This is a genomic window from Saccharopolyspora sp. NPDC000995 (genome assembly GCF_053599315.1).
This window is the reverse complement of the sequence record NZ_JBSFLZ010000059.1, coordinates 17206-38004: the sequence shown is the minus strand read 5'-3', so window position 1 is coordinate 38004 and position 20799 is coordinate 17206. Positions and strand designations below refer to the sequence as shown.

The window sequence follows — 20799 nt, the reverse complement described above, 5'->3', positions numbered from 1 at the left end:
CTCCTCAGCGCCAAGTCTTGAAGGTCAGGAGGTCGCGCCCCACAGCGAGCGGGCGCGATCGATCGTTAAAAGGTATTCGCGGTAGCCGCGCTCGTAGAACTCCACGGCGCTGGGGTGCGGCACCACGATGCGCCGCGCCGCAGCCCACTTCTCGCGGTCCACCGGCTCGCCGAGCGAGTCCCATGCGGTCATCGCCGCACCTCGTGCGCCGACGCCCTCCTCGTAAGGCACGTGCAGTGGCCGGCCCAGCACGTCGGCGAAGATCTGGCTCCACGCCGCCGATCGCGCACCGCCGCCGCACGCCGAGACCTCACCGGTCAGGCCCGCGGTTTCCAGGTTGTGCCGCGCCGCGTAGGCCACCGCCTCGCACATCGCCCGCACCAGATCGGCCTGCGTGGTGTCCAGCGAAAGCCCGGTGAACTGGCCGCGTGCGTGCGGTTCGACGAACGGCGCACGCTCGCCGGAGCTGGACAGGAACGACAGCGCCGACACCCCGCCGGCACCGGGTTTGCTGTTGCCCAGCAACGTTTCCAGCTCGTCCACGCCGGCTCCGACCATGCTCAGCACCCAGTCCAGGTTGGCGGTGCCGACCATCGCGGGCATCACCCGCAGGTACCGCTCCGGCAGCGGCGTCGCCAGCCACATGCCCGCGACCTCGCCGTCCGGGTCGATGGCGACCTCGTCTCGCATCACCTGGCAGCCCAGGGTCGTGCCGATCACCAGGCTGCCGTCGCCGACGTTGCTGACGCCGGAGCCGAACGCGCAGGCGGGCAGGTCGAACGGGCCAGCCGACACCGGCAGACCGGCGGGCAGCCCCAGCTCCCTGGCGCTCTTGCTGCCCAGCGCGAACAGCTTGTTCGGCGGGGCCGGTTCGGCCAGCAGCCTTCGGTAATCGGCGACGCCGCAGGCCTGCAGCGCTTCCTGCGCGTAGCTGCGGCTCGGCACGTCCAGGAACGGCAGCGACGCGTCGGAGGCGTCGACCGTGATCTCGCCGGTGAAGCGCTGCACGATCGCGTCGACGCAGTACCCGGCGACCGCGGCGCGCTCCAGTCGCTGCGGGGAGTGCTCGGCCAGGTGCGCCAGCAGCGGGCCGGCCGAACCGGGGAACATCCCCGACCCGGTGAGTCCGAAGACCCGCCGCTGCACACCGGATTCCTCCCAGCGGTCCAGCACGTCCGCGGCGCGCGCGTCCAGCCACGAGATGGCCGGGCCGACCTGCTGGCCCTGGTGGTCGCGCAGCCACAGCCCGTCGCCCTGGCCGGTGATGGCCAGGGCCTCGATCGGCTCGCTGGCCTGCTCGGCCGCGGCGGCGACCTCACGCACCACCTGGATCACCGAGGCGATGACCTCTTCGAGGTCCTGCTCGACCCGCCCGCCCGGCAGCCGGTTCAACGTGCTGCGCTTGCTGTGCGTGACCAGCGCCGTGCCGTCGCGGTTGAGCAGCGACGCCTTGGTCACCGACGTGCCGACGTCGACCCCGACGATCATGCCCACAGGCCTTCGAACTTGGCCAGCACGTCCGGGTTGGCGACGAACCGGGGGCGCTCGCCGCCCAGGAACCGGGCGACCTCGCCGGCGACGATGTCGGCGGCGCGGTGCGCGGTCTGGCGGGTCGCCCCGGCCAGGTGTGGGGTGGTGATGACGTTGGGCGCGTCGAACAGCGGCCAGTCGCGCGGCGGCGGCTCGATGTCGTAGACATCCACCGCCAGCGCGCCGAGGTGGCCGGCCTTCAGCAGCTCCGGCAGCGGCGCGTAGTCGAGCAGCCCGCCCCGGGCGGAGTTGATCAGAACCGCGCCTTCCGGTAACAGCTTGAGGTTGTCGGCGTTGAGCAAGTTCTTGGTTTCCGGGGTCAGCCGCGCGTGCAGGCTGACGATCGAGCTGCGGCTCAGCAGCGCCTCCAGCTCGACGAGCTCGACGCCGTCGAGAACGGCGTCCTCGGCCCGCACGAACGGGTCGGACACCAGCACGTGCGCGCCGAAGGCCTTCAGGACCCGTGCCACGATCTTGCCGATCGCGCCGTAGCCGACTAGGCCGACGGTTGAGCCCTCCAGCTCGATGCCGGCGTTCTCGTAGGCGTAGTAGTCGCCGCGCCAGTTGCCGGCCTTGAGCTCGGCATCCGAGCCGGGGATGCGGCGCAGCGCGGCGAGGATCAGCCCGACGGCGAACTCGGCGGCCGCGGCGGCGTTGCGGCCAGGCGCGTAGCTGACGATCACGCCGTTGCCGGTGGCCGCCTCGAGGTCCACGTTCACCGGACCCCCGCGGCAGACGCCGACGAACTGCAGCTGCGGGCTGTTGGCCAGCACGTCCGCGGTGAACGGAGCCATCTGGGTGGCGACGATCTCCACGCCGCCGAGCGCGTCGAGCAACTGCTGCTCGGTGCCGCTGGCTTCCTGAACGTTTCCAACCGGCCCGAATGGCTCGACGGGCCACGTCAGCTTCAGGGTGTTGAACCGCAGGTCGTGCGAACCGGCGCTGCGGCGCAGGGCGTCGACGAACACCTCGGGCGCGACGAAGTGGTCACCTGCGGCCAGAACACTGGTCATTAGGACTCCTTTGTCTTCCGTGCGTGCGGCGGGCTGGATGCCGGGTGCTCAGCTGCCGACCGGCTCGGGCAACCCGCTCACCAGGCGAGACCGGACCTCGTCCAGATCGGTGGCGATGTAGCTTGCCTTGGCCAGGGCGTCCTCGGCCGGCGGGTAGCCGGAGTTCGGGATGGCCACCACAGTCATCCCCGCCGCAGCCGCCGCGCGCAACCCGTTGCTGGAGTCCTCGACCGCCAGGCAGTGCCGCGGGTCCTGGCCGAGCATGCGGGCGGCCGCCAGGTACACGTCGGGGCTCGGCTTTCCCTTGAGCACCTCGGCGCTGGAGACGGTAGCCAAGAAATGCTTGGCCAGTCCGTGGCGATCAAGGACCGCGTCGATCAGGCGCCGCGGCGCGGACGAGGCGAGCGCGATCGGGGCGCGCGCGGTGACCTCGGTGACCATCTTCTCGGCGCCGGGCAGCAGCTCGATCTCACCGCCGTCGAGCGCGGCGATCATGTCGTCGACCACGACCCGCTCGGTCTCCGCCGCGGAGTCGCTGGTGGCGCTGAAATCGGCGAGGAATGCCGACCACTCGGGAGCGCTCATGCCCTGGACCTGCCGGGTCTGCTCCATGGTCCAGGTCTTGCCGTGGGCGGCGGCGAACTTGGCCCACATCCGCTCCCACAGGTGCTCGCTCTCGACCAGGACGCCGTCCATGTCGAACACGACCGCGCGGTGGGTGCCGTTCGGCCCTTCGGACTGGGTCATCTTTACCTCCCGCCGATTACTGACACGGATCAAATTAACATAAGATACGTTAAATGTCACTATTGGAGTGGTACTTCAGTTGGTGCCCGGTGTCCCGCGACGCGTGCCGCGCGCCACCGGGCAAGATGGCCGCATGGCGTCCGCACCGAAGAAGCAGTCCGCCCGGCTCCTGCGACAGCAGAAGATCATCGATCACGTGGTCACGCAGGGGTTCGCCAGCGCCGCGGAACTGTCCGAGCTGACCGGCGTCAGCCTGATGACGGTGCACCGCGACCTCGACGACCTGGTCACCCGGGGCCTCCTGCGCAAGTACCACGGCGGAGTCTCCGCCCAGCCGTCCACGGTGTTCGAGAGCAGCTCGGACTTCCGGCTGCACACCCACACCGCCGAGAAGGATGCGCTGGCCAAGGACGCCCTGCAGTTCATCAACCCGGGTATGTCGGTAATGCTGGACGACTCGACCACCGCGCTCGCGCTGGCCAGACTGCTGCCCGAGGTCGGCCCGCTGACCGTGGTCAGCAACTACCGGCAGGTACAGGAGGCGCTGCGCGACGTGCCGGACATCCGGCTGATCGGCCTTGGCGGCGAGTACTCCCGGACCCACGACTCCTACCTGGGCCTGCCCTGCCAGGAGATGATCAGCACCTTCTCGGTGGACATCGTGTTCCTGTCCACCTCGGCGATGAACGCGCGGCTGACCTACCACCAGGAGCAGGAGATCGTGCTGGTCAAGCGGGCGATGCTGGACAGCGCGACGACCAAGGTGCTGATGATGGACGCCAGCAAGGTGGCCCGCTCGGCACTGCACCAGTTCGCCCCGGTGCGCGCCTTCGACCACGTGCTGCTGGCGGGCGGGTTGGACGCGGCGCTGGTCGAGGAGATGCGCGAGCAGACCGACGTCCGCGTGTCCCCGATGGGCTAGCCCCAGGAGCAGCGGCATCGGACGGCCTACTTCATTGTTGATCTTCACATCAGGTTGCGGATTATTAACACCTTGCGCGTTAAACTGAACAAGGTGCATGATAGCCAGCACCCGTCGACCGGGGGTGCGCCATAGCCGCGCACACCGGGAAGTTCCGATCCCTTGGAGACAGTGATGTCCCAACAGACCTCTGCGGATGCCGAGCCGTTGCGGCCGGCCAGCACACTCGACCGCATCGGTATCCCCAGGCAGCTGTTCTGGGGCTTCATCGCCGTCCTGATCTTCATGATCGGCGACGGCGTGGAGACCACCTTCCTCTCGGACTACCTGCAGCAACCCGACGGCGGCGGACTGCGCGGCGCGACGGCGGCGTTCGCCACGGTCACCCTCTACGGCGTCGCGGCCATGATCGCCGCGTGGTTCTCCGGGACGCTCTCCTCGATCTGGGGCCCGCGCCGGGTCATGTGGCTCGGTGGCGCCTGGTGGGTGGTTTTCGAGGCGCTGTTCCTGTTCGTGGCGCTGCCCTCGCACAATGCGACGCTCATCGTGGCCACCTACGGCATCCGCGGCTTCGCCTACCCGCTGTTCGCGTTCGCGTTCCTGGTGTGGGCGCAGATCGCCAGCCCAACCAAGATGCGCGGTTCGGTCGCCGGGTGGTTCTGGTTCGCCTTCACCGGTGGTCTGCCGACCCTGGGCGCGGCGATGGCCGCAGTCTCCATCGGCGTGTTCGGCCTGAGCCAGCACGGCACGCTAGTGCTGTCGCTGGTGGTGGTCACCATCGGTGTGCTCATCGGTAGCTTCGCCGTCCGCGAGGAGCACGGCCTCAAGCCGATCGCCGACCAGACGGTCTCTAACCCGCGCAGCCTCAAGAGGCTGGGCGAGGGCGTGGACATCCTCTGGCGCGACCGCCGCACCCTGGCCGGTGGCCTGATCCGCATCGTCAACACCGCACCGCAGTACGGCTTCTTCGCGATGTTCCCGTTCGTGCTCGGCCCGGCCACCCCGGGCGGCGGCTTCCTGACCGCCCCGCAGCTGGCCACGCTCGCGTCGATCAGCTACGGCGCGAACATAGCCGCGAACCTGTTCTTCGGCGTGTTCGGCGACCGCTTCGGCTGGCGCCGCACGATCACCTGGTTCGGCTGCGTGGGTTGCGCCGTTGCGACTCCGCTTTGGTACTTCACGGCGGTGTCCACCCAGAGCTTCGCGGTGACCGCTACCTTCGGCGTGGTCTACGGCATCCTGCTGGCCGGGTTCGTCCCGCTGTCGGCGCTGATGCCGTCGATGGTCTCACCCAAGGACAAGGGTTCGGCCCTGGCGATCCTGAACTTCGGTGCCGGTGGCGCGGCGTTCGTCGGCCCGGTCGTGGTTACGATCCTGTACCCGCTGGTCGGCGGCGGCGGGGTGGCCATCGCGTTCAGCGCGCTCTACATCCTGGTGGCGTTGCTGAGCCTGAAGGTCAAGGACACCTGCGACCCCGGCGAGCAGAAGCTGACGCAGCGCGCCGCGCAGCACGTCGCGACGGCCCGGTCCTCGGCGTAAGTTCCGCTGCCGCCGCCGTGAGCCCGCGTCCCGAGGACGCGGGCTCACGTGCATCCGGCCGTCGTCTCCGAGCGCGATGAGGTAGCGGCCGTCCGAGGTGAAGGCGGGCCGTCCGACGATCCGGCCGGGCAGGACGGTCATCGTGGTGCCGAGCACCGCGATCCGCCCTTCGCCGTCGCGGACCGCGACGACCGGGATGTCGCCATCCAGCACGGCGAGTGCGGGATCGGTGGTGGCAGTGGTGTCGGAGGTGGCAACAATGGACCATCCCGCGTGTTCGCCGAGCACGACCACACGCCCGGTGGCTGCCTCGCGGTACGCCGCGAACGCCCGGTGGCCGCGGGCCAAGGCAACGGCTCCTGCCGGGCGGTGCGTTTCCGGCGGCGCGACGAGCCGGGCGCCGGCGCCGTCGAGCCGCCAGTGCAGCAACCCTGCCTGCGCGGTGGCGAAGACGTGCGCCTCACCGGTACCGGCCATGAGCAGCGAGACGGCGTTGTCGACTCCGGTACCACCGAGATCCGTCCAACCCGCCTGGTCGGTGAAGCGGATGCTCACCCCGCCGCGATCGTTGCGGGCAGCGACCAGCACTCTCCCGCCTGGCGCCACGACCGCCGCCGGTGGGCCGACTTGGCCGAGCGGCGCTTCGGCCAGCGGGGAACCGAGCCCCTGCCAGTAGTGCCCGCCGTTGAGGAAGATCGCGCCCGTGCGGTCCTGGACCACGAGGGTATCCGGGTCTGCGAACCCCGCCGTACCGTCACGGGGCACGAAACCAGGAGTGTCCATAACGGACTCACGTGATCCGTTTCCCCTCAACAGCTTTCCGCCCTGCACGTAGACGTATGCGGGCTCGCCGTCGCGACCGGTCGTCACCCAGTTCGTATTCCACGGCCAGCGGTGCCGCATGCTTCGCAGCCACGTCGCATAGGGCTCACCCATGCTCACCTCGGCGTCGTGCGCCGCGTATCGCGCGAAAAACAGACGTTTGTCGGCGACGACCTCCGCCGGCAGGTTCTGCAACCCGTCCGCGATGTTGTAGTCGCGGTAGTGGATCAGGTGCGCCGATCCGGCGGACCGCATCGCGAGCTCCGCGAATCGCGCCGTCATCACGTGGTCGGGGTGGTTGTGGTGGGCTCCCCACTGCGGCTGGTACCGGGGGTCCGGTTCGGGGTCCTGGGTCCGCACGATCGTGGGTGCGAACCTCCGGTAGAGCGCTCCCAGCGCGTTGATGACGGACGCCCGGTCGTGAGTGCTGGTCCCCACCAGCGCAGATCCGTCCGGCCGCAGTGCCTCGACTCGCGCCGTTGCGTCGTGCCAGAGCCGGGTCAACGCATGCCTGCCGCCCATAACATGCGGATCGTTGTCATCTGGCAGGTTCAGGAACACCAACCGCACCCTCGGCCGGTCGCGCAAGGTCTGCACCTCGGCTTGACGCCCCCCGGGCAGCGTCAGCCCAGCACGGGCCCAGCCGTCGGGCACCCCGGCCATCGCCGCGAACGCCGCCCTTGCCCCGGCCTGCCGCTGCGCGGCATACCGCCCCGCGGGCCGCACGTCGCTCTCCCCCGCCGTCAGGAACACGGTCGTCACGGTCGCGCCGGAGCGGATCGAGATGGCCAGGTCCGGGTTCATGAATAGAATGTCATCGTCGGGATGCGCCACGACCTGCAGGTGGGAACGCACCTGCGCCGCAGCGGCTGGATCGACGAGCAGAGCGATCAGCAGCAGTGCGATCGCGGCGGCGAATCCTCTCATCGCGTTCGCCTCCCCAGCTGCAGTGGAGCTACGGACAGCGCGAGCGCGAGCAGCGCTCCGGCGCAAGCCAGCAGCAGGTGCAGGGCGAATCCAGGCGGGCTCCAGGACAGTGCGAGCGTGCCGCCGGTCAGACCGGGCGGGAGGCGAACAGTGAGCAGCCCCGCGTCAGTTCCGACGACCGGCACCCGGCGACCGTCCACTGTAGCCTGGTAGCCCGGCCAGGCCAGGCGCGCGAAGACCAGCTCGGCCCGGTCTGCGGTGCGGCCGAACCGCACAGTTTCGTATCGCTGCCCGTGCTGCCGGTCATCGAGCACCTGCACCCCGCGACTTGCGCTAAGCCGCCCTCCCGGCCATGGCAGGACCGTTTCCCGTTTGAGCACAACGACATCCGCATCGCGCCAGGTGACTTGCCAGCCCGCCGGAGCTTCTGAAACCTCGCGGAGTCGGCGTTGCACCACGACGTGGGTGACCTTGAGCCGGTCGACCAGCCCATCCGGCTGCCAGAGCCGGTGGTAGGCCTGCGGGCAGGTCGCCCCGTAATAGCTCAGGCAGAGCCGGGTGTGCAGGGCGTCGTGCCCGATGCCGGTGTAGGAGACCAGGCTCGCGACCCCGGCAGCCGCGTGCATGTTGCCGAACAGCAAGTGCTTCCAAGCGCTTCGCGAGGCGACATCCTCCGGTGGGATCAGATTGCGGTCGGCGATCTGCAACACGGTGCCGCCGTGGAATTCCGCGTAGCGGGAACGGAGTTGCGCGATCGATGTCGGGAAGTTGTAGACGGCGACATCGCGATTCGCCGGAAACCACAACATCTGCAAGGCAAGCACGCAGACCGTGCCGAGGTGCAGCACCGCGGCCATCAACTGCTCGCGGTGCAGGATCAGGACGGCCGCGAGCAGCACGGCGATCACTCCCAGCGACACCAAGTGCTTCGGGGCCAAAGCAGGCCACGCCGCGAACGAGAGATATCCGCCGAGCAACACGGTTCCGGCCGAGCTAGCCAACCGCACCTTGAAGCGATCAGTGCGCAGTCCACTCGAAAGCGACACGGCAAGCAGCACTGCCACCGCCAGGTGGAGCACGACCACATGCCGCAGCGGCCAGCGGAACAGCCACACGTTGGAAGGCCCGAGACACAACAGGAAATAGCAGCCCGCGATCAGCGCGGCGCACCGGCAGCGGCGCCACAACGCCCCGGCGGACCGCCAGTCCAGCCAGGCCAGCAGCGGGACGGCGAACCAGGCGAAGTAGGTGGCCGGCACCGACATCCGGAAAGTGCCGAAGGACAGGATCTGCGGCACGAACGAGGGCGTGCTCGCGTTCAGCAGGTCGCCGATGCCCGGCACCAGCTGGCCGATGTTGAACAGCTCGTGCCCGGACCGCCACCCCACCGCCGAGGTCGCCAGCACCGGAAAGAAAATCAGCGGCAGGCTCGCCGCGACCGCCACGCCCACCAGGACCAACCGCCGGATTCTCGACCAGTTCCGGCCGGTTTCGGCCAGCAGTCCGGTGAAGACCGCGCCCAACGCCAGTACCGCGTAGGGATCACCGGCGGAAACGCACAGATAGCACAGCACCCACGCCACGAACGCCGGCAGACGCCCGTCCAGCACACGGCGCAACGCCCACCAGGCCCACGGCAGCCAGGCGAAACCCATGAGCCCGCCCGCCCAGGTGGCGGCCTGGAAGTACAGCACGAAGCCGGATACCGGCAGCGCCACCGCAAGCACCGACGAGATCCCACGGCCCGCCCGATAACAGCGGCAGAGCAAGAAGGTTCCGACACCGAGCGTGACGAGGAACTGCGTTTTCACCACCGCGGCACCGATGGCGAGATCGCCGAGCCACACCACCAGCAGGCACACCAGCAGGTGCACGGGATTCCAGATCCCGAACAGCGATTCGGCGGCCAGGTTGCCGCCCATCCACGAGTCGAGGTCAAGCCCCAGCGGCCAGTCCCCGGCCAGCAGCCGCTCGCCCAGCCGGTGCCACATCGGCAGGAACTGCGCCGCGCTGTCGTCCCAGAAGTAGAACGACGGGTTCACCAGCACCGGAACCTGGCTCAACAGCGCGACGGCCACCCCGACCCCGACCACGCTGTGCCATTCGAGCAGCGGCAGCCGCTCGGTGAGCACCGCCCTGCTCAACAGGAAGGTCACGGGCACCACGACCAGGCCCGCCGCGACCGGTGCCAGCCTCGAATCGACGTCGAACACCGCCACCGAAACCGCGACGACAGCGGTGCTCAACCCGATCACGGCCAGATTGGACAGCGGGAACAGCAGCAGGGTGCGCCGATTCGGCGCCACCTCGAAGGTGAACCGGCAGTTGAGCAGGTACGAGCAAAGCGTCGCCGCAACGGTCGCGACAAGGTGCGCCAGCAGGTACGGCACCAGCAGCCACAGCGCCAGGTAGACGGTGCAGTGCACGGCCGTGTTCGCGCCGCCGACGAGCGCGAACCGCACGAGCTCCGATCTGCTTGCCTTGCACCACATCGCTCCCCCTACGAAGCCAGCTCGGCGGCCGGGTGCACCCGGCGCTCGCGGGCCTGCGGGTGAAATTCCGGGCTCGACTCCTTGACCAGGTAGTGCGGTCGGCGCTTGGCCTCGAAGTAGCTCTTGCCCAGGTACTCCCCGACAACCCCGAGGAACAGCAGCTGCAGCCCGCCCAATCCGACGACCCCGGCCAGCAACGTCGCATAACCGGGCACGTGCACACCGTCCACAATGGTGTTCACCACGATGAAGAGCACGTAGGTTCCGGCCAGCAGCGCCACCAGCACGCCCAGGTAGATCGACAACCGAAGCGGCCTGCTGTTGAAAGAAGTCAGTCCGTCGATGCCGTAGTTCACCAGCGCACCGAACGTCCACCGCGAACCCCCACCGCCCCGCGGCACGTTCCGGAACGACACGTACGCCGTGTCGAAGCCGATCCACGCGAAAAGCCCCTTGGAGAACCGGTGGTACTCCGGCAACGACAGCACCGCGTCGACGGCCCGGCGTGACAGCACCCGGAAATCCCCGGCCCCGTCCTGCAACCGCACGTCCACGAGCCGACCGCACACCCAGTAGTACACCTTGGACAGAGATGACCGGAAACGGCCTTCACCATCGCGGCTGCGCCGCGCGACGACCTGGTCGTATCCGGAGTCCAACAGTTCCAGCATCCGCCGCAACAACCGAGGTGGGTGCTGCAAATCGGCGTCCAGCAGCGCAACTCGGCGCCCCCGCGCATGCCGCAATCCGCACAACATCGCCGCTTCCTTCCCGAAGTTGCGGCTCAGCGACACGTAGCGGAAACGCGGGTTCAGCGCCGCCAACCGGCGCGCCTCGCGCAGCGTCCGATCGGTGCTGCCGTCGTCGACAAGGATCACCTCGTAATCCCGGACGCGTCCGGACAACGCCGCGACCAGCGCGTCGTGCAACCGTTGCAGTCCGCGCTCCTCGTTGAAGCACGGCACCACCATCGAGAGGTACATGGCAGGTCTCATCCCAGGTCGGTCGACCCCCGCAGAACGGGAAGCCGCTGTGGGCCAAAACGAATCGGCGTCGACAGTAGGATTCGGGCCACGCGACACCCCTGCCGACACACGGACGAATAATCCACCCGTGGCGGCTTTTCGCCGCACCCCCACCCGAGCGCGCAAATGCCCGGCGGAAATGGCAGGCTGGCTGCATGCCGTCAGCGTCGTTCCCCCGCCGCAACGCCCGCACCCAAGGCTTCACCCTGGGCGCGCCGCGGACCTTCACCGCCGGTGCCTCCGTGCTCTTCCTTCGCTCAGCGGGCGGCACCGAACGCAGCAACGCCTTGTGGTCCCTCGACACCGAAACCGGCCAGGAGCGGATGCTCGCCGACCCGTCCGCGCTCCGCACCGACGACGAGGTCTCACCCGAGGAGCAGGCCCGCCGGGAACGAGCCCGGGAGCGGGCACTGGGCATCACCGGTTACGCCACCGACCGCGACGGGCACCTCGCTGCCTTCACCATCTCGGGTCGGTTGTTCGTGGTCGACGTCGCGACCGGCGACGCCCGCGAACTGCCGGCGCAGCAGCCGGTGGCCGACCCCAGGCCCGATCCCGACGGGAACCGGGTGGCCTACCTCTCCGGCGGCGAGCTGCGGGTGATCGATGTGGACGGTTCCGCTGACCGAGCCCTGGCCGAACCCGACGGCGCCGACATCACCTGGGGCGCGGCGGAGTTCATCGCAGCCGAAGAAATGGACCGCCACCGCGGATACTGGTGGTCACCGGACGGTTCGCGGCTGCTGGCGGCCCGCGTGGACGAATCCCCGGTACAGCACATGTACATCGCCGACCCGTCCGCTCCGCTTAGCAAGCCGACGGCCATGCGCTACCCGGCCGCGGGCACAGCCAACGCGGACGTGTCCCTGGCCGTCTTCGACCTCGACGGCAACCGGGTGGACGTCGACTGGGACCGCAAGGCCTTCCCCTACCTCGTCACCGCGCACTGGTCCCGGCACGGCCGGCCGCTGATCGCCGTGGAAACCCGCGACCAGCGCACCCAACTCGTCCTGGCCTTCGACCCGGCGACCGGCCGGACTACCGAGGTGCACCGCGACACCGACCCGCACTGGGTGGAGATCAAGCCCGGCTGGCCCGCCTGGACCCCGAACGGCGACCTGGTGCGCATCAGCGCCGACAACGGCGCGTACCGGCTGGTCGTCGGCGACCAACCGTGGACCGCCGCGCCCCTGCAGGTGCGGGCCGTCCTCGACATCGGCGAGGAGGACATCCTGATCTCCGCCTCGGAGCAGGACCCGACCCAGCTGCACCTCTACCGCGTCACCGCCGACGGTGCCCGGCAGGTCACCCGTCAGCCCGGTGTCCACATCGGAACCCGCACCGGTGATGTGCTGGTCGTCGCCGCGTCCACGCTGGACGAGCCCCGCACCCGGGTCCGCGTGCACCGCGGTGAGCAGGAAATCGCCGAGATCGGCAACCACGCCGACGACCCCGAGATGAAGCTCAACGTCGAACTGCTCAGCCTCGGCGACCGCGAGCTGTGCAGCGCCCTGTTGCTGCCGGGCGGCTACGACCCGGCCGACGGCCCGCTGCCGGTGCTGCTGGACCCCTACGGCGGGCCGCACGCGCAACGCGTCCTCTCCCGCCAGCAGGGCTATCTGACGTCGCAGTGGTTCGCCGACCAGGGTTTCGCGGTGCTGGTCACCGACGGCCGCGGAACGGGCGGGCGAGGCCCCGAATGGGACCGAGCCGTCGCCGGCGACCTAGCAGGCCCGCCGCTGCAGGACCAGGTCGACGCCCTGCACGCGGCCGCCGAACAACACCCCGAACTCGACCTCGGCCGGGTCGCCATCCGCGGCTGGTCCTTCGGCGGCTACCTCGCTGCGCTGGCCGTGCTGCGCCGCCCGGACGTCTTCCACGCCGCGGTCGTTGGTGCCGGGGTGGTCGACTGGCGGCTGTACGACACCCACTACACCGAGCGCTACTTGGGCGACCCCAACGAAGTCCCCGACGTCTACCTGAAGAACTCGCTGCTCGCGGACGCCGGCAACCTGACACGCCCGATGCTGATCGTGCACGGCACCGTGGACGACAACGTCGTCCTGGCCCACGCGCTGCGGCTGTCCGCCGCGCTGACCGCATGGGCCCGTCCGCACAACGTGCTCCCGCTACCGGGCGTCAGCCACATGCCGACCGAGGAGACCACCACCGAGAACCTCCTGCTGCTCCAGGTGGACTTCCTGCGCAAGTCGCTGGCGCGCTGACGGAAAGCCCTGCTCGGCGGTGCGGACCGAGTCCCGCACCGCCGAGCAGGCACCAGAGGATCTCCAGCGGAACCGGGCGCGGCGGTGCCGGGAAGCCCGCGTCGAGCTCCGCGAGATCGGCCGCCGACAGTTCGATGTCCAACGCCGCCCTGTTCTCCTCGACGTGCGCCTCGGTGGCCGCCTTCGGGATCGCGCACACCCCGTCCTGCGCCAGCACCCAGGCGATCGCGACCTGCGCCGGGGTCACCGAGTGCCGCTCGGCGACCCGCCGCAACACCGGCTCGCCCACCAGCCGCCCCTGCTCGATCGGCGAGTACGCCATCACCGGCAACCCCTGCTGACGGCACCGCGGCAGCAGGTCGAGCTCGATGCCGCGCCGCGTGAGGTTGTAGAGCACCTGGTTCGTGGCGGCCTGCCGACCGAGCTCGCTCGTGAACAACTCAGCCATGTCCTCGGGATCAAAGTTGCTCACCCCGAAATCCCGGATCTTGCCGTCGGCACGCAGCTGCTCGAACGCGTCCAGCGTCTGGCGCCAACGGGGTGCTACCGCGCCAGTGCAGCAGGTAGAGGTCCAAATGATCGGTGCCCAACCGCCGCAGACTGCGCTCGCACGCCTCGACGGCGCCACGCCGGCCAGCGTTGTGCGGATACACCTTGCTGACCAGGAAAACCTCGTCGCGGCGCCCAGCGATCGAGGCACCGACGACCTCCTCGGCGCCCCCGCTGCCGTACATCTCGGCGGTGTCGATCAGCCCCAGGCCGAGATCCAGGCCACGCCGCAACGCGGCGACCTCCGCCGCACGCTGCCAACGCCGCTCCCCCATGCCCCAGGTGCCTGCCCCAGCACCGGCAATTCCTGCCCACCGCGCAGTTGAAGGCCTCGCATGCACACTCCGTTGCAGTCAGCGCTGCTGCGGCAGCACGGCCACCAGCTCGAAGCCACCGTCCTCGGACGGCCCGGCGGCCAACCGCCCACCGGCCATCTGCACCCGCTCCAACAGGCCGGCCAGTCCGGACCCGCCGCTGCCGACCTCGACGACTGGTCCCTGCCGGTCGGGGGCACCGTTGGTGACGGCGACGTGCAGCGAGCCCTCGCGGAGCACCAGCCGCACCTTGATTTCAGCACCGGGCGCGTGCTTCGAAGCATTCGTCAATGCCTCCTGGACCACCCGGTAAGCCGCGCGTTCCACCGCGGGCAGCACCGCGTGCGGGTCACCGATCTCGGAGGAAAGCTCCACATCCACACCGGCGGCGCGCGCCCGCACGACCAGGTCCGGGATCGTGCTCAACCCGGCCTGCGGCCCGGGCGTGCCGAGCCCCAACGTCGCGCGCATCTCGTCCAGCGCCTGCTTCGCCAACCCCCGCAGCCGCCCGGCGGTCTCCTGCGCACCGGCATCCTCGGTGGTGGCCGCCAACGCCGCCGACTCGACCGCGATCAAGGTCACGTGATGCCCCACCGCGTCGTGGATCTCCCGCGCGATCCGGGCCCGCTCCTCCGCGCGCGCCGTCTCAGCCTTCGCCTGCAACTCCGCCTCGGTGGCCGCCTCCAGCCTCCGCAGGCTGTCTGCCAGCTGCTTCCGCAACGCCACCAGCGCCCCCAACGCCGTCGGCGCGCCTGCCGCCAGCAGCACGAATGCCACGGTCAGAATGATCGACCCGACCCCCAGCGACTGCATGATCATCACCGGCGTCGCGGCGATCGCCGCGGTCAGCAACACCCAGCCGACCAACGTCCGGATCCGCGGCTGCGCGCGCCCCAACGCGTACAACGCCACGACCGTCGGCGCCCAACCCAAACCACCGGCCAACGCTGGCATGCACAGCAGCACCGTGATCCGCGGCCACCGCCGCAACGGCAGCAGCGCCGAAGCCACCAAAGCGGCCACCGTCGCCTTGCTGAACGGGTCGGGCGCGGCCAGCACAGCGGCCGCCGGAAGCCCGACGACCAGCACCTCGACGCCGAGCCGGGACCAGCGCACCGAACTCACCGGAAGCCGCCCGCCACGCGCTGCGCGATCAACGCGGCCTGCACCCGGTTCTGCGCGCCGAGCTTGCTCAACACCGTCGACACGTAGCTCTTGACCGTCGCCTCGGTCAGCCCGAGCCTGACCCCGATGTCGGCGTTGGACCGACCATCCGCCAACAACTGGAGCACCTGCCGCTCACGCCCGGACAACGCCCGCACCAGCTGCGTCTCGTGCGTGTTATCGGACAGCCGGCGGAACCTGGGCAACAACCGCGCAGTGATCCGCGGATCCAGCACCGCCCCACCGGCCGCCAGATCGTGCACCGCCCGAACCAGCACCGCGGGCTCGGCGTCCTTGAGCAGGAACCCGTGCGCCCCGAACCGCAGGGCATCGGCCACGTAGTCGTCCAGGTCGAACGTCGTCAGCACCGCCGACACCGGCGGATTCGCCAACGCCACCAAGTCCCGCAACGCCGTCAGCCCGTCCTTGCCCGGCATCTGCACGTCGATGAGGGCGACGTCGACGCGGTACGCGCGCACCGCAGCCAGCAACTCGTCCCCGTTGCCCGCCTCAGCGACCACCTGGATCGAGCCGTCGCCCTCCAACAGCACCCGCAGGCCACGCCGCAGCATCGCCTCGTCATCGGCAAGCAAAACGCGGATCGGCCCCCCGCCGTCCTCAGCCCGCACCTCTCGGCCACCTCCCCTGTTCCGAGGGTCGCCAGCAGACTAGCGGGGCCGCGTAGGCGCAGCGCACACGCCACCCGAGCGCATTGTGATCAGCGGCGCCCGCCCTTGGCCTTCCGCTCCCGCACCCGCACCGAGATCCGCACCGGGCTACCCACGAACCCGAACGTCTCCCGGAACTTGCGCTCCAGGAACCGCCGGTACCCGGCCTCCAGGAACCCGGTGGTGAACAGCACGATCGTCGGCGGCCGCGACTGCGCCTGCGTGGCGAACAGGATCTTCGGCTGCTTGCCGCCCCGCACCGGCGGTGGGTTGGCCGCGACCAGATCGGAAAGCCAACCGTTCAACCGGCCGGTGGGAATCCGGGTGTCCCACGAATCCAGCGCCGTGCGCAGCGTCGGGGCCAGCTTCGCCACCGCCCGACCGGTCTTCGCCGACACGTTGACCCGCTCGGCCCACCGGACCCGCACCAGCTCGCGGTCGATCTCCTTCTCCAACTGGTGGCGGCGGTCCTCGTCGACCAGGTCCCACTTGTTGTAGGCGATCACCAGCGCCCGACCGGCCTCCACGACCATGGTGATCACCCGCAGGTCCTGCTCGCTCAACGGCTCGGAGCCGTCGATGAGCACGATCGCCACCTCGGCCGCCTCGATCGCAGCCTTGGTGCGCAGCGACGCGTAGTACTCGGTTCCGCTAGCGGTCTTCACGCGCTTGCGCAGCCCGGCGGTGTCGACGAACCGCCACACCTCGCCGTCCACCTCCACCAGCGAGTCCACCGGGTCCACCGTGGTGCCCGCGACGTCGTGCACCACCGACCGCTCTTCCCCGGTCAGTTTGTTGAGCAGGCTCGACTTGCCCACGTTCGGCTTGCCGACCAACGCCACCCGCCGCGGCCCACCGGTCGCGCCGAAGATCTCGCGTGGCGTCTCCGGGAACACCTCCAGCACGGCGTCCAGCAGGTCACCGGAGCCACTCCCGTGCAGCGCGCTGACCGGCATCGGCTCGCCCAGACCCAGCGACCACAGCGAATGAACGTCCGAGACGAGGCGCTGATCGTCGACCTTGTTGGCGGCCAGCAGCACCGGCCGCTTGGACCGGCGCAGCACCCTGGCCACGGCTTCCTCGGTCTCGGTGGCGCCGACCCGGGCGTCCACCACCAGCAGCACCGCATCGGCGGTGTGCATCGCCAGCTCTGCCTGCGCGGCCACCGACGCCTGCAGCCCCTTCGCGTCCGGCTCCCAGCCACCGGTGTCGACCACCGTGAAGCGGCGCCCGTTCCACAACGCGTCGTAGGCCACCCGGTCCCGCGTGACACCGGGGGTGTCCTGCACGACGGCTTCCCGACGGCCGAGCAGCCGGTTCACCAGCGTCGACTTGCCCACGTTGGGACGGCCGACCACGGCCAGCACCGGCTGCGGCTTCGGCGGCTCCTCGCCCTCGACCGCTTCAACATCGTCGAACTCGGCCCATTCGGCCTCGTCGGACCACGTGCCGTCCAGGCCTTCCACCGACTCGTCGGTCACGGTCGTTTCCCTCTCGAATAGTCTTGGTTCTGGTCCGCGACCAGCCGATCCAGCTCGGCGATCAGCTCGACCAGTTCGGTGCGCACCGCCTCGGTCGCCACGACCAGCCCGGCGCGGCCCTTGCCCGCCGGCAACGCGATCGGTTCCCCGAACAACACGTCGATCCTGGGCAGCAGCCTACGGCCCGAGCCGTCCGGGCGGCGCGTGCCCCGGCAGGCCACCGGCAGGATCAGCGCCTCCGACGCCCGTGCCAACCACGCCGCACCGTGCTGTGCGCTGGTCACATCGCCATCGCCCCGGGTGCCCTCCGGGAACACCCCGACGAGACCACCGGCCCGCAGCACCCGCACCGCCGCCAGCAGCGGGGTGCGGTCCGGCTCACCGCGACGCACCCCGATCTGCCCGATGCGGCGCAGGAACCAGCCCAGCGCACCGCGGAACATCTCCTGCTTGATCAGGAACACCGCGTTGCGCGGGATCATTCCGAACAGCAGCGGCCCGTCCACCATCGAACTGTGGTTGGCCACCAGCACCACCGGGCCGGTGCGGGGGATCCGCGCCGCGCCGTGGATCCGCACCCGGTACGGCAGCCGCACGATCCGCCGCGAAATCCACTGGCCGAACCGGTGCGTTCCACCGGACGCGCCCTCGGGCAGGGTCTCGTCGCTCATGGTGTCGTCCGCTCCGCCGCGACCAGCAGGCCACGGCTGACCACGTGCTTGTGCAACTGCGCGAGCACCTCCACCACGCCCAGATCCGTGGTGTCGAGCTCCACCGCGTCGTCGGCCTTGCGCAGCGGCGCCACCTTCCGCCCGGAGTCCAGCGCATCCCGGCGCTGCACGTCGGCATGGGTCCGGTCCAGGTCACCGGCCCGTCCCTCGGAAACGTCCTGCGCCGTGCGGCGCTGCGCGCGGGCGTGCGCGGACGCCGTCAGGTAGACCTTCAAGCCCGCATCCGGGGCCACCACGGTGCCGATGTCGCGCCCCTCGACGACGATGCCGCCTGGCGACACCAGCGCCTCGCCGATCAGCTTCCGCTGGTGGGCGACCAACTGCTCCCGGACCTCTTCGACCGCCGACACCGCCGACACCGCGCCGGTCACCTCCGGCCCGCGGATCTCCCGCCCCACGTCCGAGCCGTCCAGGAAGATCTCAGGGCCCTCCGGATCGGTGCCCACCGTCAGCCGCGCTGCGCGCACCACACCTGCCACCGCGGCCGGATCTCCCGACGGTTCGACCTCGGCGCGCAGCACCGCCAGCGTCGCGGCGCGATACATCGCGCCGGTGTCGAGGTAGGTAGCCCCCAACGCGGACGCCAACTTGCGGGACACCGTCGACTTGCCGGTGCCCGAAGGGCCGTCGAGCGCCACCACACCGCGGAGCCTGGCGTGTGCCACGTGCATGTCCTTCCCGAGCCGGAACCGATCGGCCCGACACCCGGCCGGACCAACCGTCCATTCTGCCTGGCCCGCCCCTGCGGATCCCAATCGCATCCAATTCCATCCGGACCGCGGGACAAATACGAAAGTTCTACTAATAAGGTCATGGAGTGGATGTAACTGTGACTCCCTTGCCGGGGCTCGGCATGCAGCAGGACTTCACCACCCGATCAGGCCACCGCATCGGCGTGATCACCTACCGGGACGGCCGGTTCGAGCTGATCGTCTCCGACCACGAGGAGCCGGACAAGGTGGCCGCCTCGGTCGCCCTGACCACCGCCGAGACCAGCACGCTGGCCAATCTGCTGGGCGCCCCGCAGTTGGTCGCCCAGCTCAACGAGCAGCAGAGCGAGGTCGCCGGGATCACCACCTGGCAGCTGTCCGTCGGCCCGGGCTCCCCCTACGCCGGCCGAACCCTCGGCGACACGGAGATGCGCACCCGCACCTCCGTGTCGATCGTCGCGGTCGTCCGGGACGGCACCGTGCACCCCTCACCACGGCCGGACTTCCAGTTCTCCGCTGGCGACCTGGTGGTGGTCGTGGGCACCGCGAAGGGGCTGCGCGCAGCCAGCGAAATCCTGGAAAAGGGCTGCTGATCCGGCCCGTCCCCAACACTTTCCCGGCCACCTGACCGGGACACGCGTCACCAACGGCGGTCCAGCGCGTGCCGATCCCCTAACAACTCCATACACAGGGCACACGCGAGAGGAAACACGGTGCACGACACGGCGATCTCCCTAATAGAACTGGGTGCGGTTTTCTTCGGTCTGGGCATCCTCGGGAGACTCGCATGGAAAATCGGGGTGTCACCGATCCCGCTCTACCTGATCGGCGGGCTGGCCTTCGGCACCGGTGGCCTGATCCCTCTGCACGGTATTGAACCGTTCACCCACCTCGCCTCCGAAATCGGCGTGGTCCTGCTGCTGTTACTGCTGGGCCTGGAGTACTCCGCGGGTGAACTCGTCACCGGCTTACGCCGCTCCTGGCTGGCCGGTGTCATCGACATCGTGCTCAACGCCGTACCCGGTGCGCTGGTGGCCCTGCTGCTGGGTTGGGGTCCGCTCGGCGCGTTCACCATGGCCGGCGTCACTTACATCTCATCCTCCGGCATCGTCGCGAAGGTGCTCGGAGACCTGGGGCGGCTCGGCAACCGGGAGACGCCGGTGATCCTGTCGATCCTGGTCTTCGAGGACCTGGCGATGGCCGTCTACCTGCCGATCCTGACTGCCGTGCTGGCCGGGGTCAGCTTCCTCGGCGGCCTGACCGCGGTCGGGGTGTCGCTGGTCGTGATCACGCTGGTGCTGGTGGTCGCGCTACGCTTCGGCAAGTACGTGTCCGCGCTGGTCGACAGCCCCGACCCGGAGGTCTTCCTGCTGCGCCTGCTGGGTGCGGCACTGCTCGTCGCGGGGATCGCCTCGGAGCTGCAGGTCTCGGCGGCGGTCGGCTCGTTCCTGCTGGGCATCGCGATCTCCGGGTCGACCGCGGCGAACGCGACCCGCATGCTGGAGCCGTTGCGTGACCTGTTCGCCGCGCTGTTCTTCGTCGTGTTCGGCCTAAACACCGATCCGAGCCAGATCCCGCCGGTGCTGCCGGTGGCGCTGCTGCTGGCGGTGGCGACCTGCGCGACGAAGGTGCTCACCGGCTGGTTCGCCGCCCGGATGCAGGGCGTCGGCCGGATGGGTCGGCTGCGGGCCGGTGCCGCGCTGGTGGCGCGCGGCGAATTTTCCATCGTGATCGCCGGGCTGGCCGTCGCCTCCGGCGCGGTGCCGGGCGAGCTCGCTGCCCTCGCGACCGCTTACGTGCTGCTGATGGCGATCCTCGGCCCGGTCGCGGCCCGCGTCGTCGAGCCGGTGGCCCGGATGTTCCTCCCCAGCCAGGCGAAGAAGGTCTGACCGGAAAAGCCTCCGGCTGTCTCGAACGGACTGGCCGGAGGCTCCCTTTCG

General features: G+C 69.8%; 17 protein-coding genes and 1 pseudogene. 5 read left to right on the top strand and 13 right to left on the bottom strand.

The genetic code is table 11. From position 1 onward, the window contains the following. Positions 1-24 precede the first annotated feature (24 nt). From ACWDKQ_RS20010 to ACWDKQ_RS20000, 3 genes are read right to left on the bottom strand one after another with little or no spacing between them, the layout of a single operon-like run. Positions 25-1488, bottom strand: coding sequence for an FGGY family carbohydrate kinase (locus ACWDKQ_RS20010; protein WP_450140245.1), 1464 nt, complete (start codon positions 1486-1488; stop codon positions 25-27). Further along, complete coding sequence (locus ACWDKQ_RS20005; RefSeq protein ID WP_450140244.1) at positions 1485-2543, bottom strand: 2-hydroxyacid dehydrogenase; 1059 nt, start codon at positions 2541-2543, stop codon at positions 1485-1487. The genes ACWDKQ_RS20010 and ACWDKQ_RS20005 overlap by 4 nt, the downstream gene beginning before the upstream one ends. Before the next feature lie 48 nt (positions 2544-2591). Continuing rightward, positions 2592-3290, bottom strand: coding sequence for an HAD family hydrolase (locus ACWDKQ_RS20000; protein WP_450140243.1), 699 nt, complete (start codon positions 3288-3290; stop codon positions 2592-2594). Positions 3291-3423: 133 nt separating this feature from the next. Between ACWDKQ_RS20000 and ACWDKQ_RS19995 the strand changes: the two genes are divergently transcribed. Together ACWDKQ_RS19995 and ACWDKQ_RS19990 are read left to right on the top strand one after the other, a co-directional pair. After that, positions 3424-4212: a DeoR/GlpR family DNA-binding transcription regulator gene (locus ACWDKQ_RS19995; RefSeq protein ID WP_450140242.1), complete on the top strand. Its 789-nt coding sequence runs from the start codon at positions 3424-3426 to the stop codon at positions 4210-4212. A gap of 174 nt (positions 4213-4386) precedes the next feature. Continuing rightward, complete coding sequence (locus tag ACWDKQ_RS19990) at positions 4387-5751, top strand: MFS transporter (protein ID WP_450140241.1); 1365 nt, start codon at positions 4387-4389, stop codon at positions 5749-5751. Positions 5752-6840: 1089 nt separating this feature from the next. Here the strand turns inward: ACWDKQ_RS19990 and ACWDKQ_RS19985 are convergent. The 3 genes and pseudogenes from ACWDKQ_RS19985 to ACWDKQ_RS19975 all read right to left on the bottom strand — a co-directional run. Further along, a pseudogene (locus ACWDKQ_RS19985) lies at positions 6841-7500 on the bottom strand (PIG-L family deacetylase); the annotation flags it as partial. Next, entirely contained in the window at positions 7497-9962 is a 2466-nt protein-coding gene (locus ACWDKQ_RS19980; protein ID WP_450140240.1) for a GtrA family protein, read from the bottom strand. The gene ACWDKQ_RS19980 and the pseudogene ACWDKQ_RS19985, both read right to left, overlap by 4 nt. A 38-nt stretch (positions 9963-10000) precedes the next feature. Continuing rightward, positions 10001-10975: a glycosyltransferase family 2 protein gene (locus ACWDKQ_RS19975; protein ID WP_450140239.1), complete on the bottom strand. Its 975-nt coding sequence runs from the start codon at positions 10973-10975 to the stop codon at positions 10001-10003. Positions 10976-11172: 197 nt separating this feature from the next. Here ACWDKQ_RS19975 and ACWDKQ_RS19970 point away from each other — a divergent pair, with 197 nt between their 5' ends. Beyond that, positions 11173-13242, top strand: coding sequence for a prolyl oligopeptidase family serine peptidase (locus tag ACWDKQ_RS19970; RefSeq protein ID WP_450140238.1), 2070 nt, complete (start codon positions 11173-11175; stop codon positions 13240-13242). On the opposite strand, the gene ACWDKQ_RS19965 is transcribed toward ACWDKQ_RS19970, so the two are convergent. The 7 genes from ACWDKQ_RS19965 to cmk form a co-directional block, all read right to left on the bottom strand. Continuing rightward, on the bottom strand, positions 13157-13714 hold the full coding sequence (locus tag ACWDKQ_RS19965; RefSeq protein ID WP_450140237.1) for an aldo/keto reductase: 558 nt from the start codon (positions 13712-13714) through the stop codon (positions 13157-13159). The two genes, ACWDKQ_RS19970 and ACWDKQ_RS19965, sit on opposite strands and share 86 nt — an antisense overlap. After that, entirely contained in the window at positions 13701-14066 is a 366-nt protein-coding gene (locus ACWDKQ_RS19960; RefSeq protein WP_450140236.1) for an aldo/keto reductase, read from the bottom strand. Before ACWDKQ_RS19960 ends, ACWDKQ_RS19965 begins: the two co-directional genes overlap by 14 nt. Before the next feature lie 78 nt (positions 14067-14144). Then, positions 14145-15230 carry a sensor histidine kinase gene (locus ACWDKQ_RS19955; RefSeq protein ID WP_450140235.1) on the bottom strand — a complete coding sequence of 362 codons (1086 nt, stop codon included), beginning with the start codon at positions 15228-15230 and terminating at the stop codon, positions 14145-14147. Then, positions 15227-15898: a response regulator gene (locus ACWDKQ_RS19950; RefSeq protein ID WP_450140234.1), complete on the bottom strand. Its 672-nt coding sequence runs from the start codon at positions 15896-15898 to the stop codon at positions 15227-15229. The genes ACWDKQ_RS19955 and ACWDKQ_RS19950 overlap by 4 nt, the downstream gene beginning before the upstream one ends. Before the next feature lie 89 nt (positions 15899-15987). Further along, a complete protein-coding gene (der, locus tag ACWDKQ_RS19945) occupies positions 15988-17418 on the bottom strand; it encodes a ribosome biogenesis GTPase Der (RefSeq protein WP_450140233.1) in 1431 nt (476 codons plus the stop codon). Beyond that, positions 17415-18089 (bottom strand): lysophospholipid acyltransferase family protein, encoded by a 675-nt coding sequence (locus ACWDKQ_RS19940; RefSeq protein WP_450140232.1) that lies wholly within the window; start codon positions 18087-18089, stop codon positions 17415-17417. Before ACWDKQ_RS19940 ends, der begins: the two co-directional genes overlap by 4 nt. Then, on the bottom strand, positions 18086-18820 hold the full coding sequence (cmk, locus tag ACWDKQ_RS19935; protein ID WP_450140231.1) for a (d)CMP kinase: 735 nt from the start codon (positions 18818-18820) through the stop codon (positions 18086-18088). The genes ACWDKQ_RS19940 and cmk overlap by 4 nt, the downstream gene beginning before the upstream one ends. Before the next feature lie 146 nt (positions 18821-18966). On the opposite strand from cmk, the gene ACWDKQ_RS19930 reads away from it, so the two are divergent. Both ACWDKQ_RS19930 and ACWDKQ_RS19925 read left to right on the top strand, forming a co-directional pair. Further along, positions 18967-19452, top strand: a complete 486-nt coding sequence (locus tag ACWDKQ_RS19930; protein ID WP_450140230.1) for a cation:proton antiporter regulatory subunit — start codon at positions 18967-18969, stop codon at positions 19450-19452. Positions 19453-19572: 120 nt separating this feature from the next. Next, the gene (locus tag ACWDKQ_RS19925) at positions 19573-20748 is read left to right on the top strand and encodes a cation:proton antiporter (protein WP_450140229.1); all 1176 of its coding nucleotides are present in this window, start codon (positions 19573-19575) and stop codon (positions 20746-20748) included. Positions 20749-20799 lie beyond the last annotated feature (51 nt).

What these genes read in the sequence shown, in the direction of transcription:
- ACWDKQ_RS19960 (WP_450140236.1), bottom strand. Translation starts at nt 14,066, where the DNA reads ATGGGGGAGCGGCGTTGGCAGCGTGCGGCGGAGGTCGCCGCGTTGCGG.
- cmk (WP_450140231.1), bottom strand. Translation starts at nt 18,820, where the DNA reads ATGCACGTGGCACACGCCAGGCTCCGCGGTGTGGTGGCGCTCGACGGC.
- ACWDKQ_RS20005 (WP_450140244.1), bottom strand. Translation starts at nt 2,543, where the DNA reads ATGACCAGTGTTCTGGCCGCAGGTGACCACTTCGTCGCGCCCGAGGTG.
- ACWDKQ_RS19940 (WP_450140232.1), bottom strand. Translation starts at nt 18,089, where the DNA reads ATGAGCGACGAGACCCTGCCCGAGGGCGCGTCCGGTGGAACGCACCGG.
- ACWDKQ_RS20000 (WP_450140243.1), bottom strand. Translation starts at nt 3,290, where the DNA reads ATGACCCAGTCCGAAGGGCCGAACGGCACCCACCGCGCGGTCGTGTTC.
- ACWDKQ_RS20010 (WP_450140245.1), bottom strand. Translation starts at nt 1,488, where the DNA reads ATGATCGTCGGGGTCGACGTCGGCACGTCGGTGACCAAGGCGTCGCTG.
- ACWDKQ_RS19970 (WP_450140238.1), top strand. Translation starts at nt 11,173, where the DNA reads ATGCCGTCAGCGTCGTTCCCCCGCCGCAACGCCCGCACCCAAGGCTTC.
- ACWDKQ_RS19990 (WP_450140241.1), top strand. Translation starts at nt 4,387, where the DNA reads ATGTCCCAACAGACCTCTGCGGATGCCGAGCCGTTGCGGCCGGCCAGC.
- ACWDKQ_RS19975 (WP_450140239.1), bottom strand. Translation starts at nt 10,975, where the DNA reads ATGTACCTCTCGATGGTGGTGCCGTGCTTCAACGAGGAGCGCGGACTG.
- ACWDKQ_RS19995 (WP_450140242.1), top strand. Translation starts at nt 3,424, where the DNA reads ATGGCGTCCGCACCGAAGAAGCAGTCCGCCCGGCTCCTGCGACAGCAG.